Below are 16,460 nucleotides of genomic sequence, written 5' to 3' on the forward strand. Positions count from 1 at the left end.
GCGAAAATGTGCGGTAAACCGGCCTGATAAACTAAAATAATAAAGGGCAAACGGTTGCTTTAATATGCAACCGTTTGCGCCTGAGAAAAATAGCCTGCTGTTGCGCAAATGAAATGAAAATATATAACTTAATGAATAATAAATGAAAAATATAAAAATAAAATTGGCACTCTGATTGCAAGTTACCTGTGACGATATGGTTATTTTATTCATCTGCATAATATAAAGAGGGGTAACCCTCATTAAAGAGGCTGATTATGGCTGTTAACTATACTCAGGCTATCCGGGGGCAATTTTTCGATATTACCCAGCCCTCAGACGATCCTGCCGCCATCGCTGAGCATGCCCGTTACCTGGAAGACGGCCTGTTATTAACAGAAGGCGGGCATATTGTGGGACTGTATAACTGGTCTGAAGGCAGCCAACTGCTGCGCAGCACCGATGATGTGGCTGATTACCGCGGAAAACTGATTGTGCCCGGGTTTGTCGATACCCACCTGCATTATCCGCAAACCGAAATGATAGGTGCCTGGGGAGAGCAACTGCTGAGTTGGCTGGAAACCTATACCTTTCCCGTTGAACGCCAGTTTGAAAGTGAAGCCCATGCTATTCAAATGTCGGCTTTTTTCCTGAATCAATTACTCAGTAATGGCACCACAACCGCACTGGTGTTTGGCACGGTCCACCCACAATCAGTGGATGCGTTATTTCGTGTCGCCTGGCAACTGGGCATGCGCCTGATAGCGGGCAAAGTGATGATGGACCGCAATGCGCCAGACTACCTGACAGAAACACCTGAACAGAGCGAACAACAAAGCCGCGAACTGATAACGCGCTGGCACAACAAAGGGCGACTTAACTATGCGCTCACTCCGCGTTTCGCCCCCACGTCGTCACCTGAACTGCTGGCAGCGGTTGAGCGCCTGCGCACAGAGTTTCCGGATACCTGGCTACAGACACATTTAAGTGAAAACCCCCAGGAAGTTGCCTGGGTGAAAAGCCTGTGGCCCGAACAGAAAAATTACCTTGGCGTTTATGACAGTTACCGACTGACCGGGCGTCGCAGCGTATTTGCTCACGCCATTCACTTAGATGACGACGAATGGAACTGCCTGCAACGCACTGAATCTGCCGTGGCTTTTTGCCCTACATCCAATCTGTTTTTAGGCAGTGGCCTGTTTAACTTGCAGCGCTGCCAGCAACAACGAGTGCGTATTGGTATGGGAACAGATGTGGGCGCAGGGACCACATTCAGCATGTTACGTACTCTGGGGGAAGCCTACAAAGTGGCCCAGTTGCAGTCATTTCGCCTCAGTGCGTGTGAAGCATTTTACTACGCCACACTCGGTGGGGCTCACGCACTGGATCTGGACAGCTGTATTGGCAATTTTATGCCGGGCAAAGAAGCTGATTTTGTGGTGCTTGACCCACAAGCCACTCCACTACAGCGCCTGCGCGACAGCCACTGCCGGGATATCTACGAACGGTTATTTGTGCTGATGACTCTGGGGGATGACCGCAATATCTGGCAAACCTGGGTAAACGGCCAGCCTGTATGGTCCAGAGATAAGTGTGAGGTGGCAGCATGATTACTTTTTTACATAACCGGAAACGTACCATTGTGCGAGATATTGACCCCGGCACCACGGTACTGAACTGGCTGCGCGGCCCGGCCGGTTGCCCGGGCACCAAAGAAGGGTGCGCATCTGGCGACTGCGGAGCCTGCACGGTAGTGGTTGGCGAAGCGCAACAAGGCAAAATGGTATGGAAAACAGCAAATAGCTGCCTGATGTTGGTGAGCCAGTTACAGGGCAGGCAACTCATAACGGTGGAAGATCTTGCGCAGGGGCGGCAGTTACATCCCGCACAGCAAACTCTTGCTGACCACCATGGCTCCCAGTGCGGTTTTTGCACACCAGGTATTGTGATGTCAATGTTCGCTTTACAGAAAAATGCCCCCGGAGCAGACCGCCACACTATTGATCAACACCTGGGGGGGAATCTGTGCCGCTGCACAGGATACCGGCCAATTATTGAAGCTGCACAGGCTCTGTGTCAGTTACCTGACAATGACCAGTTCCAGGCAGATTCAGCCGCCATCGCGCAACAACTGGCACAAATTACCGGTGAAGAACAGAGCACTACCACCGAATTGGCGGGTGACGGCCACCGTTGTCTGTTACCAAAAGATATCACAAGCCTTGCCCGGCTGTATCAGCAATACCCGCAGGCTCACTTACTGGCAGGCGGAACCGACCTGGCACTGCAAATCACCCAGTTTTACCGCCCGCTGCCCTTGCTGATTAGCCTTAACTATGTGAAAGAACTCAGCACCATCACCGTGACGGATGCCATGATAACCCTGGGGGCGACAGCCCGCCTGGCAGACATTGGCCGTGAACTACAGGGTCATATTCCGGCATTCAGTGAGATGCTCACTCGCTTTGCTTCCTGCCAGGTTCGTAACCAGGCAACCCTTGCCGGTAACCTGGCAAACGCTTCGCCAATTGGCGATGGTGCCCCGATGTTGCTGGCTCTGGGGGCCAGCCTGACGTTGCAGTGCGGTGAACAACAACGTGAACTGTCACTGGATGATTTTTTCCTCGATTACCGCAAAACCGCGCTGGCACCCGGAGAGTTTATTCGTGCCATCCACATCCCAAGAGTGACAGTGTCACCTTCATTTCAGGCATGGAAAGTGTCGAAACGGCGTGAAGACGATATCTCGACAGTATTTGGCGCCTTTAACCTGCACCATAAACAGGGGGTGATCACCACCGCCAGGGTAGCCTTTGGCGGTATGGCGGCGGTGCCCGCCAGAGCACTGGCCTGTGAAGCGGCACTGTGTGGCAAGCCATTATCTGAAGCCACATTAACCGTAGCCTGCAAGGCGCTGGATGCGGATTTTTCGCCATTGTCAGATTTTCGCGGCACAAGCGGCTACCGTTTGCAGGTGGCGAAAAATTTATTGCGCCGTTATTTCATGAGCCAGCTACAAGGTTCAGACCTGGTGGAGGTGAGTCAGTATGTCGGGTAACCCAGTCAGCCTGGATGAACAGGCACTTAAAACACAATTTCTCAACACATTCGATCAGGGTGTCGGTCGCCGTCAAAAACATGAAAGTGCGGATAACCAGGTAAGTGGTAAAGCCACTTATGTGGATGACCGCCTGATCTTGCCGGGTATGCTCTATTTATGCCCGGTACTCAGTGAACACGCTCATGCCCGTATTCTTTCCGTTGATACTGACGCCTGTTACCAGGTGCCTGGTGTGGTCAGAGTGTTCAGCTGGCAGGATGTACCTGGTGAGCTGGATATCGGCCCGCTGGCTCCCGGCGACCCGCTGTTTGCAAAAGATACCGTGGAATATCATGGACAGGTGGTACTGACGGTTGCCGCTGAAACTCAGGAAGCCGCCAGAGCGGGCGCACTTGCGGCTGTGATTCGCTACCAGCCACTTGATGCCGTGCTGGATGTAGAAGAAGCACTGGCCCGTGAACTGTATGTTGAAGCACCCCATGTCCAGCAGCGAGGCGATATAGCAAAAGCGCTTGATACTGCACCCCGGCGTATTTCAGGGCAGTTCCATATTGGCGGCCAGGAACATTTTTACCTGGAAGGGCAGATTGCGGTGGTACAGCCTGGCGAAGATAACCAGGTACAGGTGTGGTCTTCCACCCAGCATCCTACCGAAGTGCAGAAACTGGTGGCATCGGTATTGGGTGTCAGCATGAATAAAGTGACTGTGGATATGCGCCGCATGGGCGGAGGGTTTGGTGGCAAAGAAACCCAGGCGGCAGGTATTGCCTGCCATGCAGCTCTGGCCGCCAGCCTGACAGGGAAGCCGGTAAAAATGCGCCTCTCACGGCGTGACGATATGCGTATAACGGGCAAGCGCCACCCGTTTTTTGTCCGGTATGATGTAGGATTCACTACAGAGGGTATCCTGCATGGCGTGCATATCGATCTTGCCGCCAACTGTGGTTATTCCCTTGATCTGTCCGGATCAATTTGCGACAGGGCGATGTTCCACGCCGACAATGCCTACTACCTGGGCGATGCCCGCATAACCGGTTACCGTTGCCGGACCAATCTGGCTTCCAACACGGCCTATCGTGGTTTCGGCGGGCCTCAGGGCATGGTGGCAATTGAACAAATCATGGACAGAATTGCCCGCGAATGCGGTCTGGATCCACTTGTCGTGCGCCAGCGTAATTTCTACGGAGCGCCAGGGCGTGATATGACCCATTACGGGCAGCAGGTCACCCATAACCTGGCTGAAGTGCTGGCAAGCCAACTGGTTGACAGTGCCCGGTATGCAGAGCGCCGGGCAGACATCGCCACCTTTAACCGCAATAATCCGGTACTGAAGCGAGGGCTGGCGATGACGCCGGTGAAGTTTGGTATCTCTTTTACCTCAAGTTTTCTTAACCAGGCTGGCGCACTTATCCTGATTTATACCGATGGCACGGTACAGCTTAACCATGGTGGTACCGAAATGGGCCAGGGGCTGAATACCAAAGTGGCGCAGGTGGTGGCGCAGGTGCTGCAAATCCCGCTGAGTGCCATTCAGGTAACACCCGCCAGCACCGGGAAAGTCCCCAATACATCGCCTACCGCCGCTTCATCCGGAGCTGATCTGAACGGTAAAGCAGCAGAAATTGCAGCCCAAACCCTGAAACAACGCCTGACCGACATGTTGTGCGGTCTGCATCAGTGCACAGCAGGCGAAGTGGTATTTCATAATGGTGTGGTGCAGGTTCCGGGCAAACATTATGCGTTTGCCGAAGTGGCAGCTTTGGGCTGGCTAAACCAGGTGCCACTCTCCGCAACCGGCTTCTATAAAGTACCGGGCATTCATTACGACCGGGCAGCAGGCAAAGGTTCGCCGTTTTATTACTTCTCCTGGGGTATGGCCTGCGCCGAGGTGCTGGTGGATACCCTCACCGGGGAATACCGCTTGCTACGCGCAGACATTCTGCATGATGTGGGGGATTCTCTGAACCCGGCGCTGGATATCGGCCAAATTGAAGGCGGGTTTATTCAGGGCGCAGGATGGTTAACCACCGAAGAGCTGTGTTGGGATAAAAACGGGCGCTTGCTGACAGATGGCCCCATGAGTTACAAAATTCCGGCAATCAGCGATATTCCGCCTGATTTAAGCGTCAACCTGCTGGAAAACCACCCGAATCCGCAGCAAACGGTATTTCGCTCCAAAGCCGTGGGCGAACCCCCATTTATGCTGGGGATCGCGGTATGGTGTGCTCTGCAGGATGCCATAGCCAGTGTGGCTGAGTACCGGCTTCATCCGTCTCTGGATGCACCCGCCACCCCGGAGCGAGTGTTGTGGGGCGTAATGGCCATGCAGGAGGCCTGCAATGAACCAACCCGATGACTGGATTGATATTTTGCAACAACTGCGCGCAGCCGGTAAACCTTGTGTATTGCTGACTGTTCTGAATGAAAAAGGCTCCGTTCCCCGGGGCGATGGCACCAAAATGGTGGTTACTGCCGGGGAAACCTGGCTGACAATTGGTGGCGGTAACCTGGAGTTCCAGTGTATCGCCCAGGCCCGCACGATGCTCCAGGCACAACAAACCATGCCTCACCTGGAACATATCGCGCTGGGCGCCCGCACAGGCCAGTGTTGCGGTGGCATGGCAAGCGTGTTATTCGAACCATTATTGGCCCCGTCCCCGTCGGTAGTTGTCTTCGGCGCAGGGCATGTCGGGCAGGCGCTGGTGAACCTGCTCGGCACATTGCCCTGCCAGGTCACCTGGGTGGATGAGCGCCCGGGGATGTTTGCAACCGCTCCCTCTGGAGTTATCTGCCGCCAGGTGGATGACCCGAATGACGAAGCCCGGAGTGCAGCACCGGGCAGTTATTTCGTGGTTATGACCCACCATCACCCGCGCGATTTAGAGCTGGCAGAAACCATTTTGCGCCGCGATGATTACCGCTACTTTGGGTTGATTGGGTCGCGCACTAAACGCCAGCGCTTTGATTACCGGCTGGAAGGTAAGGGGATTACCTCTCATCAACTGGCGAAAATGCGCTGTCCGGTTGGGTTACCAGATGTCAAAGGAAAACTGCCTGCCGAAATAGCCGTTTCCATTGCCGGAGAATTGATTGCTGTCTGGCAGCAAGATGCCTAAGCTTGGGGAAGAACATCACTGATAACAAGGAGAACCAGTGGACAATCCTTTTTTCACGCCATCATCGCTCCCTTATGGCGCTCCGAACTTCGCCGAAATTCGTGTTGAGCATTACCGGGCAGCTTTTGATGAAGCGGTGAAACGTAAACGTGCTGAACTGGCCGCTATTCTTGAGTGCACAGAGGCGGCAACATTCGAAAATACCTGCCTGGCGCTGGAAAAAAGTGGGCAGATGCTTGACCAGGTCACCGCCGTCTTTTTTGCCATGGCGAGTGCAGATACCAACCCGGTTATTCAGCAACTGGAAGAGGCATTTGCGGGTGAACTGGCTGTACTGGCAGATGAAATCTGGCTCAATGGGCAACTCTTTGCGCGCGTCGATTCCCTGTATCAGCGCCGTGAGACGCTGGAGCTTGACCCAGAATCAGCCCGCCTGCTGGAGATAACCTGGCAACGTTTTACGCTGTCTGGCGCAACCTTACCGCCAGGCAAACAGGCACGCCTGAGCGCGCTGAACTTACAGGCGGCGCAGCTTTCCAGCCAGTTTAACCGCCGCCTGCTGGCAGCGGACAAAGCTGGCGGGCTGGTGGTGGATAACCCGGAGGCACTGGCCGGGTTATCACCCGCTGAACAGGAAAATGCCCGGCAGGCGGCGGCAGAGAAGGGCCTGGGTAACCAGTGGCTGATTCCGTTACTGAATACCACACAGCAACCTGCACTGGCCGAACTGCACAACCGGGCCACCCGTGAAGCGTTATTCCACAAAGCCTGGTCGCGTGCTGAACAGAATGATGAAAATGATACCCGGGAAATTATTTTGCAACTGGCAGCAATACGCCAGGAGCAGGCCGCATTACTGGGGTTTGCCGATTACGCCAGCTGGAAAATGGCCGACCAGATGGCACAGCGCCCGGCAGCCGCATTGCAGTTTATGAATAACCTGGTACCGGCGGCAAAGCAGCGGGCACAGGCGGAACTTGCTGCTATCCAGAAAAAAGTGGATGACGAAAACGGTGATTTCGCAGTGAAACCCTGGGACTGGGCCTTCTATGCAGATCAGGTTCGTCAGGATACATGGCAACTGGATGAAGCCGCGATTCGGCCCTATTTCCTGTTAGACCGCGTGCTGCAGGATGGCGTGTTCTGGGCAGCCAGCCGCCTGTTTGGCATTACCTTCACTCCTCGCCCGGATATCCCGGTTTACCACCCGGATGTGCGGGTATGGGAAATCCACGACAAAGACGGCTCCGGGCTGGCACTGTTCTACGGAGATTTTTTCGCCCGCGACAGCAAAGCAGGTGGTGCGTGGATGGGTAACTTCACCGGGCAGTCCACATTGTTGAGCACAAAACCGGTGATTTATAACGTGTGTAATTACGCCAAACCCGCAGCAGGGCAACCGGCGCTTATTGGCTGGGATGATGTCATCACTCTGTTCCATGAATTTGGCCACACGCTGCATGGGTTGTTTGCCAGCCAGCGCTATGCAAGCCTGTCTGGCACAAATACCCCGCGGGATTTTGTTGAATTCCCTTCGCAAATCAACGAACACTGGGCCAGCTACCCGGAAGTGTTCAGCCATTATGCCCGCCACTGGGAAACCGGTGAACCTATGCCTGAAGCCTTGCGCCAGCGCATGCTGAATGCCGCGTTGTTTAATAAAGGCTACGATATGACTGAGTTGCTGGCTGCCGCACTGCTGGATATGCACTGGCATAGCCTGGCAGAAGGTGAGCAGGTGGCTGATGTCGCGGCATTTGAAGCGGCGGCTCTGGCGAAGTCACATATTCATCTGCAGGCGGTTCCGCCCCGTTACCGCTCAAGCTACTTCGCCCATATCTGGGGAGGTGGCTATGCCGCCGGGTACTACGCCTACTTATGGACACAAATGCTGGCTGATGACGGCTTCTGCTGGTTTGAAGAGCAGGGTGGGTTAACCCCGGAAAACGGGCAACGTTTCCGCGATGCCATTCTTTCTCGGGGTAACAGTAGTGACCTTGCTGAACTGTACCGCCAGTGGCGCGGCCACGCCCCACAGAGTGAACCGATGCTGAAACATCGCGGCCTTGCGTAATAATCAACAGGCCCTTGTTGTCAGGGCCTGAATAATTCCATATAGCAGCTTTAACATTATTTATATAATGCCTGCATTAAGTATCCGCTGTTAGTCATCCCGTTAATGTTTAATAAAATTTAATATATTAGTTAATTCAATAGATCTGCTCTGAATGGTATTCAGCTCATGAATAACCAGATAACGGCGGAAAAAAATCACTGTTTCTATCACATAAAATTAATTCTGGTTATGAAATTTTGTGACAGCAGTGAATACTGTTGCGGTATTTTAGTGATGCCCGTTTTTTAATGGCAAGAAAATGGGTAAAGGATGCTTATAACTGAAGGGAAGACAGATGGTCACGCAAAAAAATACCGTTTTTTTTAACCACAATCACCATGTTATTTATGTCCGCGGGTGCACATCATTACTGGACGTTCTGGCCTTTGAAGGCAAGGAAACGCTCAGCCAGCCGTTCCATTACCGCATTGAGTTTACTTGTGCCGATAAGGCATTAGACCAGGCGGATTTTCTGCTGAAACCCGCCGGGCTGACCTTGCATGCCCCGGTAGCACAGCCCTGGGGGAGATGTAAACTCGAACCTGTCAGGACTATTCATGGTGTGGTCACAGGTTTTGAGTACCTGGGGTCATCAAGAGATGAAGCGCACTACGCGCTGGTGCTGCAACCAAGAATGGCTTTACTGAGCAACGCAAACAATAATGCTATTTTTCAGGATATGTCTGTACCACAGATTGTCGAAAGCATTCTGCGTGAGCGCCATAATATGCGCGGCCAGGACTTTCTCTTTTCGCTTACTCATAAATACCCGCGCCGTGAACAGGTTATGCAGTATGGTGAAAGTGACCTGCGCTTTATTTCCCGCCTGTTAAGTGAAGTGGGGATTTGGTTTCGCTTCACGCCAGATACTCGCCTGAAAATTGATGTAATTGAATTTTTTGACAGCTCTCATGGCTATGAAAAAGGCCTGGTTTTGCCCGATATTCCACCATCAGGGCATAATGATAATGGCGTTGACGCAGTATGGGGAATAGAGCGCTATTACCAGGTTGTGACACAGAAAGTCAGTGTTCAGGATTATCATTACCTGAATGCCGGGGCCGATATGCATGTTCAGGTGGATATTACCCGTGGCGACAGCACAACCTATGGCGAGGCATATCATTGGGGGAGCCATTACAGCGAACCCGGCGACAGGTTTACCCGCCCGTTGCCAGTTGAAACCGGGGTGTTTTATGCCCGGTTACACCACGAGCGTTACCTTAATGGCAAAGCGGGCATGGCAGGGAACAGTAATTGTGCGGTGCTGGCACCGGGCAAGGTTGTTAACCTGGCTGACCCGGCTCAGGAAGGCGGTAGTTTATCGCCAGGCATGCTGGTTACCAGCATAAGCTGTTCAGCACGCCGGGACAGCTGTTTCACAGCTCATTTCACCGCACTGCCATTTACTCATGACTACTGCTTTCGCCCCCAACTCATTCCTCACCCGCAGATGTCCGGCACCGTGCCAGCCCGTGTCACCAGTACCACAAAAAATGATATCTATGGCCATATAGATAAGCATGGCCGTTACCGGGTCAAACTGCTGTTTGACCGCGCTACCTGGCCCGAGGGGAGCGAAAGCCTGTGGGTTCGCCAGGCCCGGCCCTATGCGGGGGAGACATTTGGTTTCCATTTGCCGTTACTCGCGGGCACCGAAGTTGCCATCGCATTCGAAGACGGCAACCCGGACCGGCCTTATATCGCCGGGGCGTTGCATAACAGCAGCCATCCGGACCTGGTTACCATCCGAAATTACCGGCGCAATGTACTGCGCACACCAGCGAATAACAAAATCCGGCTGGAAGATGCCAGAAACCAGGAACATATCAAAGTCTCCACTGAGTACGGCGGAAAAAGCCAGCTCAATTTAGGACATTTGGTGAACAGCGAGCGCCAGATAAGGGGGGAAGGGTTTGAACTCCGTACCGATTTGTGGGGCGCCATTCGGGCAAAAAATGGCGTATTGATCAGTGCAGATGCCCAGCCATCTGCACGGGGTGAGCAGCGGGAAATGCAGGCGGCAATCAGCCTGCTTAAAGGCGCGCTGCTTGATTTAACGCGCTGGGGCAGTATTGCGCCGGTTCACCAAAATTTCCCGCCAGATACTGCCGGGCTGGAACACCTGGTTGAAGGTGCGGCAGGTTTAAGTTCGCCAGTTGTTGTGTTGAGTGCTCCACAGGGTATCGCTGCCGTTACTCCGGCCTCTGCTTTATTACACACTGGCAAAAGCCTGCATTTGCAAAGCCAGGGCGAGGTGCAAATAGCCACCTCAGCGCGCCATGCTGTTAACGCTGCTAAGTCAATATCGTTGCTGGCACACCAGGAAGGAATGCGCCTGGTATCGGCAAAGGGCCCTCTTGCGGTGGAATCTCATAATGACACCCTCTCGCTGTCTGCGTTACAGGATATCTCAGTCCGGTCTGTGCAGGGGCAACTTACACTCACTGCCACAAAAGGTATAACCCTGGCCTGTGGCGGGGCCGCCATTCATTTATCGGCTCAGGGCAATATTGAAATTTGCAGCAAAGGGCCACTCATTCTCAAAGGTGCTCATTGCTGGCTTCCGCCAGAGACGTTTTCTTCTTCATCAGCAGGCATGCCAGCCTCTGCGGCAGCTATACCCGCAGCAGTATGTGAAGGTTGCCTTCAACGTGCGCAAGAGCAGGCGACAGGAGTGGTTCTCCGTGGATAACACCGTGTTACCTCAGGCACTGGCAGACCAGTGGCAGGCGCAGGTGCAGTATTTACAAAGCAGTGTTGGCGTGCCGCATATTGATGCCATCATCGATTTATCCGGCGATACGCTACCCTGTTTGGCAACTTTACCTGCATTATCGCCGCAAGCGCAGTGGTCATCTTTATTCGCCGGGTTGCCGGAATCAGCCCTGCAGGATCAGGGCCCGGTGCTGGTGCGCCTGCATAATAATGCGTGGCAACATCAGCAATGGCTCGGTGAACTGATGCGCTATTACGCGGGCAGGCACCGTTTATTATTGCTGGTATCGCCACTCGCTTTCTCGGTTTTGCAGCAACAACTGTGCTCACTGACGCAATTTTTCTGGGGCAACCAGAGCGGTATCTTCCGTTTTTACGACCCACGCATATTCCCTGAACTTTTTAATCATGTCCTGACTCCCGGGCAACAAAACGCGTTCAACCAGCTTGGCTATTTTTGGGGCTGGCTGGATCGCGATAACCAGCAAACCTGGCGAGCTGGAAAATTCCGGCCTCATTCAGATGCGGTTTTCCAACCCCATGAATTGCAGTTCACCGATAAGCAAATAGATGCCATTGGCTGCATCAGTGATGCCGATATCGCAGCACGAATGTATACCGGTACCGGGCTTACACCAGAGGTGTTGTTTGGCCGCTGCCTGGAGGCCGCATTTGCCGCAGCCCGTTCAGCCAGCGGCACACTTGAAGACTATCTCGATACCACCGTTCATAACTCCGGTAAGGCGCATGCCGCTGAATAAAACCGGGGATAGAGCTGCCAGGGAATAAACAACAGGAGCAGGAGATGAATAAAAAAGCCGTGTGGCTGGTGCCGTTATGGTTACTGGCCGGGTGTGCCGGGGCCGGTTATGGCGATTATACCGCCGGGGATTTGCGGGGGTTTAACCACCATGCCAGTGAAGGAATTAACTGGTTCACGGTTAACGGCTATGGCGGGCGGACGACAGGAAACAGTTGCTGTGTGCTGTTACCCCGCAAATGGATACCTGGAATGGAGGTGCTGGTTGAGTGGGAGGTGGATCCAAAAACAGCCTCACCGTTTCCTGGCTATACCGACAGAGAGAAGTTTGATAAATGGGCAACGGAAGTCAGAGCCAGTTTTCGCCGCTACAGTGCAGTGGTACCGGTACCGGAATATGGGGAACAGCGTTGTGGTATGACGGTGCATTTTTTGCCCTGTAACCAGGTAAAAGTGACCACGGTGTGTATGGGTTATGGCACACCGGATTACCCGATTAAAGAGCCGTTAAATATGCCGGAGCCTGAAAACTGCCCGGTGGCCGCAGCAGTGAATACCGCGGTGCATAACGGATAAGCCACGGGCAGGAACGGGGGTTACCCCGCAGGGAACAAACAGGGCAGTGAACAACAACAGGAGCAGGAGATGAATAAAAAAGCCGTGTGGCTGGTGCCGTTATGGTTACTGGCCGGGTGTGCCGGAGCCGGTTATGACGATTATACCGCCGGGGATTTGCGGGCAAAAAATCATGTCGCCGGCCAGGTAATTAACAGATTCGGTGTGAATGGTTATTCGGCGCCAGGGCTGGGAGGCGGGTATTGCTGTGTGCTGTTACCCCGCAAATGGATACCGGGAATGGAAGCACTGGTTGAGTGGGAGGTGGATCCCAATCCCCGGGCCATCATTCCTCTTAAAAAGGAAGGGTTCGGATATGAAGAAGAAGCCTATGCCCGGCATGCAGCACAATACCGCCGCCACAGTGCAGTGGTACCGGTACCGGAATATGGGGAACAGCGTTGTGGTATGACGGTGCATTTTTTGCCCTGTAACCAGGTAAAAGTGACCACGGTGTGTATGGGTTATGGCACACCGGATTACCCGATTAAAGAGCCGTTAAATATGCCGGAGCCGGAAAACTGCCCGGTGGCGCAGCAGTGAATACCGCGGTGCATAACGGATAAACCACGGGCAGGAACGGGGGTTATCCCACAGGGAACAAACAGGGCAGTGAACAACAACAGGAGCAGGAGATGAATAAAAAAGCCGTGTGGCTGGTGCCGTTATGGCTACTGGCCGGGTGTGCCGGAGCCGGTTATGGCGATTATACCGCCGGGGATTTGCGGGCAAAAAATCATGTCGCCGGCCAGGGAATTAACAGATTCGGTGTGAATGGCTATTCGGCACCAGGGCTGGGAGGCGGGTATTGCTGTGTACTGTTACCCCGCAAATGGATACCGGGAATGGAGGTGCTGGTTGAGTGGGAGGTGGATCCGGATCCTTATGCAATATTACCCCCTTTGGGAACAGATCTTTTTCGCGAGGCCTATGCCCGGCATGCAGCACAATACCGCCGCCACAGTGCAGTGGTACCGGTACCGGAATATGGGGAAAAGCGTTGTGGTATGACGGTGCATTTTTTGCCCTGTAACCAGGTAAAAGTGACCACAGTGTGTATGGGTTATGGCACACCGGATTACCCGATTAAAGAGCCGTTAAATATGCCGGAGCCGGAAAACTGCCCGGTGGCGCAGCAGTGAATACCGCGGTGCATAACGGATAAGCCACGGGCAGGAACGGGGGTTACCCCGCAGGGAACAAACAGGGCAGTGAACAACAACAGGAGCAGGAGATGAATAAAAAAGCTGTGTGGCTGGTGCCGTTATGGCTACTGGCCGGGTGTGCCGGGGCCGGTTATGGCGATTATACCGCCGGGGATTTGCGGGGTATAAACCACACACCGAACGTTATCAACTTTGTGAAAGTTAACGGCTATGGCGGCCCCAATATTTCAGCTTATGGCGATGGAGGTGGGTATTGCTGTGTGCTGTTACCCCGCAAATGGATACCGGGAATGGAGGTGCTGGTTAAGTGGGAGGTTACCCCCGTATCTGACACCCCGATTCCGGGTTTCGAGGAATGGGAAAAATATCTTGCATGGGAAAAAGAACTAAAAGCCAGTTTTCGCCGCCACAGTGCAGTGGTACCGGTACCGGAGTATGGGGAACAGCGTTGTGGTATGACGGTGCATTTTTTGCCCTGTAACCAGGTAAAAGTGACCACGGTGTGTATGGGTTATGGCACACCGGATTACCCGATTAAAGAACCCCGTAATTTGCCGGAGCCTGCCCAATGCCCAAATTAAACCACCAGGGTGCGCAGCCCTGCTGGGCGCCACCGGCTTTTCCGGAAACAGGGCGGCTGGCATTACTGCCACAGACCGTTAATGGCAATTACTTGCGACAAGTGCAGGAAGAACAGCACCACCGCCAGGCTGTTAACCAGCAGCAGGGAATGCGGGCAATGCCGGTGTGCTGCCAGAGCCTGCATATCAGCCTGTTTTTTGATGGCACCGGAAACAATGAGTATCACGATACTCACGTAGCCCAGCCCCCCAGCCCGTCAAATATTGCCCGTCTGTTTCATGCCACTCCCGAAATATTTGAACGAGGCTATTTCCGTTACTACATGCCCGGTGTGGGTACGCCATTTCCGGAAATCAACGAGTTTGATTACAGCTCTGCCGGCCTGGCTTTTGCCCGGGGTGGGGAAGACCGCATTAACTGGGCGCTGTTGCGCCTGGTGGATGCGCTGATGTACACCCTGACACCCGGGCGCGATCGCCTGAATGATGATGTTGCCCGTAACCAGCTAGCGCAGATGCGCGCCCACTGGCCAATAACCGGTGAAGTTAATCGGCGTATTGCCATAAATAACCTGCTGGCACCACTGCGTGAGCGGGTGGCGCTGGTGCGCCCGAAGCCACTGGCAATTAAGCTGTTTGTATACGGTTTTTCCCGCGGGGCCGCCAGCGCACGCACCTTTGTTAACTGGTTGGCAGAACTGTTTACTGCCCCGGCAGAAGGTGAAACGCCAGAAATGGCACTGCTGGGGCTGCCGGTACGGGTGCATTACCTCGGGTTGCTGGACACCGTGGCATCGGTAGGGCTGGCAGACCTGGTGCCGGGCGCTACCGGGCATATGGGCTGGGCGAATAACACCCTGCAATTGCCCGATGAAGTGCGCTACCCGGGCTATGTGCGGTGCTGTGACCACTTTGTGGCAGCCCATGAGCAACGCCAGAGCTTCCCGCTGGATTCAGTGCGCCGGGCGGATGGCAGTTACCCGCAGGACACCCGTGAAGTGGTTTACCCCGGAATGCATTCCGATGTTGGCGGAGGCTACCCGCCCGGCGACCAGGGAAAAGCGCGCGGCGGAGATGGCGAGCTGTTATCGCAAATTGTTTTGCATGATTTATACCGGGCGGCTTTTGCTGCCGGTGCGCCTTTGACGATCCGCAATGATCTGATAACACCGGGGGTTCTCTCATTTCAGCCATCAAAGGAAATGCCAGGTCCAGTAGTGACTGAGTTCAGTATTTCCCCAGTCACCATCCGCCGCTTTAATCTCTGGCGCGCAACCTTGCTGGAAACCACTGCCTTACCCGATACCACCCCGCCTGCCAGTGATCATGCAGATGCCTGGCAACCTTACCGCCTGGCGCGGGTGCTGGAAAGCGTATTGAACAACCAGATGGGCTGGATAACCGCCTGGCGCATTGGGCGCTATGCCCGTAACAGCCTGCTGGTACAACCCTTTTTCCTACAGGCGCCTCAGCATAACGCGGAGCAGGCAAAACAGGCTCAGCAGGCACAGGCAGAACGCGAGCAGCAAAGGCGCAAGGCGCGTAACCGGGTGAACCGGCAAGAGGCTGGCTGGCAGAGGCAGATGGAGCCGGGCAATAAATGGGAACCCACCCAGTCACAGCACCAGTTGCGCGAAGCCGCACGGGAATTTGAGCACGACTACCGCGGGTGGTTCCGGGTCATGAATGGTACTTACCGGAGTAAAACCCGGCAGTTCCTGCTGGATGGCGTACTGAAATACCCGGTATTTATGCTCAAAGGGGAAGATGAAAAAGCAGAGTACGACCAAATGAAAGCCGCCGGTGACGGGCTGTACTACCAACTGTTTACTGATGAACTGGGAAGTGGAACCCGTGAGATGCCGGGGGCCGAATTACTGGCGCTGTATGACGATCATATTCATGACTCCCGGGCCTGGTTTATGCAAAGTGAACTGGGCAGCAGGGAGCCATGGGGTGACTATTTCCGCTACCGGATGCTGTTCTTTGAGCAGCGCGCTAACAAGCATTTGCGCCTGATTTACCAGGACGGGCGGGTAGTTGGCGCGGGTGAACCGGGCCGGGCAGTGGAATATACCGTAATTTCCTGGGATAACCGCGGCCAGGTTGCCGACCGGCACCAAATAAAAGACCTGGCGACCGGCGAATACACCGTGATTGAAGACACCGCGTTGCTCGCTGTGGATGACCACCCGGATGAACTGGCGGCACAGTGGCATGCCCGGCTGATGCAGGAAGAGCACGACGCCAGGATGCAGGCTGTTGCCGGGCATATTACTGGCGCTGGCGCGAAATTTATCGGGTAGCTTCTGCAGCTGCCCAGAAACGGACTGAACAACAGATAAAAA

At 54.2% G+C, this 16,460-nt stretch carries 12 protein-coding genes; all 12 read left to right on the top strand.

Going from position 1 to position 16,460, the window contains the following annotated elements:
* The first annotated feature begins 257 nt into the window (after positions 1-257).
* The 12 genes from guaD to A9B99_RS00305 all read left to right on the top strand — a co-directional run bounded on the left by guaD (position 258) and on the right by A9B99_RS00305 (position 16,418).
* The gene (guaD, locus tag A9B99_RS00250) at positions 258-1,589 is read left to right on the top strand and encodes a guanine deaminase (RefSeq protein WP_064593456.1); all 1,332 of its coding nucleotides are present in this window, start codon (positions 258-260) and stop codon (positions 1,587-1,589) included.
* Complete coding sequence (xdhA, locus tag A9B99_RS00255) at positions 1,586-3,037, top strand: xanthine dehydrogenase small subunit (RefSeq protein ID WP_064593458.1); 1,452 nt, start codon at positions 1,586-1,588, stop codon at positions 3,035-3,037. The genes guaD and xdhA overlap by 4 nt, the downstream gene beginning before the upstream one ends.
* Positions 3,027-5,396: a xanthine dehydrogenase molybdopterin binding subunit gene (xdhB, locus tag A9B99_RS00260; protein WP_064593460.1), complete on the top strand. Its 2,370-nt coding sequence runs from the start codon at positions 3,027-3,029 to the stop codon at positions 5,394-5,396. The genes xdhA and xdhB overlap by 11 nt, the downstream gene beginning before the upstream one ends.
* On the top strand, positions 5,380-6,156 hold the full coding sequence (gene xdhC, locus A9B99_RS00265) for a xanthine dehydrogenase accessory protein XdhC (RefSeq protein WP_064593462.1): 777 nt from the start codon (positions 5,380-5,382) through the stop codon (positions 6,154-6,156). Before xdhB ends, xdhC begins: the two co-directional genes overlap by 17 nt.
* Positions 6,157-6,193: 37 nt before the next feature.
* The gene (gene dcp / locus A9B99_RS00270; protein ID WP_064593463.1) at positions 6,194-8,230 is read left to right on the top strand and encodes a peptidyl-dipeptidase Dcp; all 2,037 of its coding nucleotides are present in this window, start codon (positions 6,194-6,196) and stop codon (positions 8,228-8,230) included.
* A gap of 337 nt (positions 8,231-8,567) precedes the next feature.
* Positions 8,568-10,967: a type VI secretion system Vgr family protein gene (locus tag A9B99_RS00275; RefSeq protein WP_064593465.1), complete on the top strand. Its 2,400-nt coding sequence runs from the start codon at positions 8,568-8,570 to the stop codon at positions 10,965-10,967.
* Positions 10,960-11,751 carry a DUF4123 domain-containing protein gene (locus A9B99_RS00280; RefSeq protein WP_064593467.1) on the top strand — a complete coding sequence of 264 codons (792 nt, stop codon included), beginning with the start codon at positions 10,960-10,962 and terminating at the stop codon, positions 11,749-11,751. The genes A9B99_RS00275 and A9B99_RS00280 overlap by 8 nt, the downstream gene beginning before the upstream one ends.
* Positions 11,752-11,795: 44 nt before the next feature.
* The gene (locus A9B99_RS00285; protein ID WP_064593469.1) at positions 11,796-12,326 is read left to right on the top strand and encodes a DUF3304 domain-containing protein; all 531 of its coding nucleotides are present in this window, start codon (positions 11,796-11,798) and stop codon (positions 12,324-12,326) included.
* Positions 12,327-12,395: 69 nt separating this feature from the next.
* A complete protein-coding gene (locus tag A9B99_RS00290; RefSeq protein WP_064593471.1) occupies positions 12,396-12,908 on the top strand; it encodes a DUF3304 domain-containing protein in 513 nt (170 codons plus the stop codon).
* A 92-nt stretch (positions 12,909-13,000) separates the two neighbouring features.
* Complete coding sequence (locus tag A9B99_RS00295; protein ID WP_064593473.1) at positions 13,001-13,507, top strand: DUF3304 domain-containing protein; 507 nt, start codon at positions 13,001-13,003, stop codon at positions 13,505-13,507.
* A 92-nt stretch (positions 13,508-13,599) separates the two neighbouring features.
* Positions 13,600-14,112, top strand: a complete 513-nt coding sequence (locus A9B99_RS00300) for a DUF3304 domain-containing protein (protein WP_064593474.1) — start codon at positions 13,600-13,602, stop codon at positions 14,110-14,112.
* The gene (locus tag A9B99_RS00305; protein ID WP_064593477.1) at positions 14,100-16,418 is read left to right on the top strand and encodes a T6SS phospholipase effector Tle1-like catalytic domain-containing protein; all 2,319 of its coding nucleotides are present in this window, start codon (positions 14,100-14,102) and stop codon (positions 16,416-16,418) included. Before A9B99_RS00300 ends, A9B99_RS00305 begins: the two co-directional genes overlap by 13 nt.
* The last annotated feature ends 42 nt before the right edge of the window (positions 16,419-16,460 follow it).

The organism is Mangrovibacter phragmitis, from assembly GCF_001655675.1.
GTDB lineage: Bacteria > Pseudomonadota > Gammaproteobacteria > Enterobacterales > Enterobacteriaceae > Mangrovibacter > Mangrovibacter phragmitis.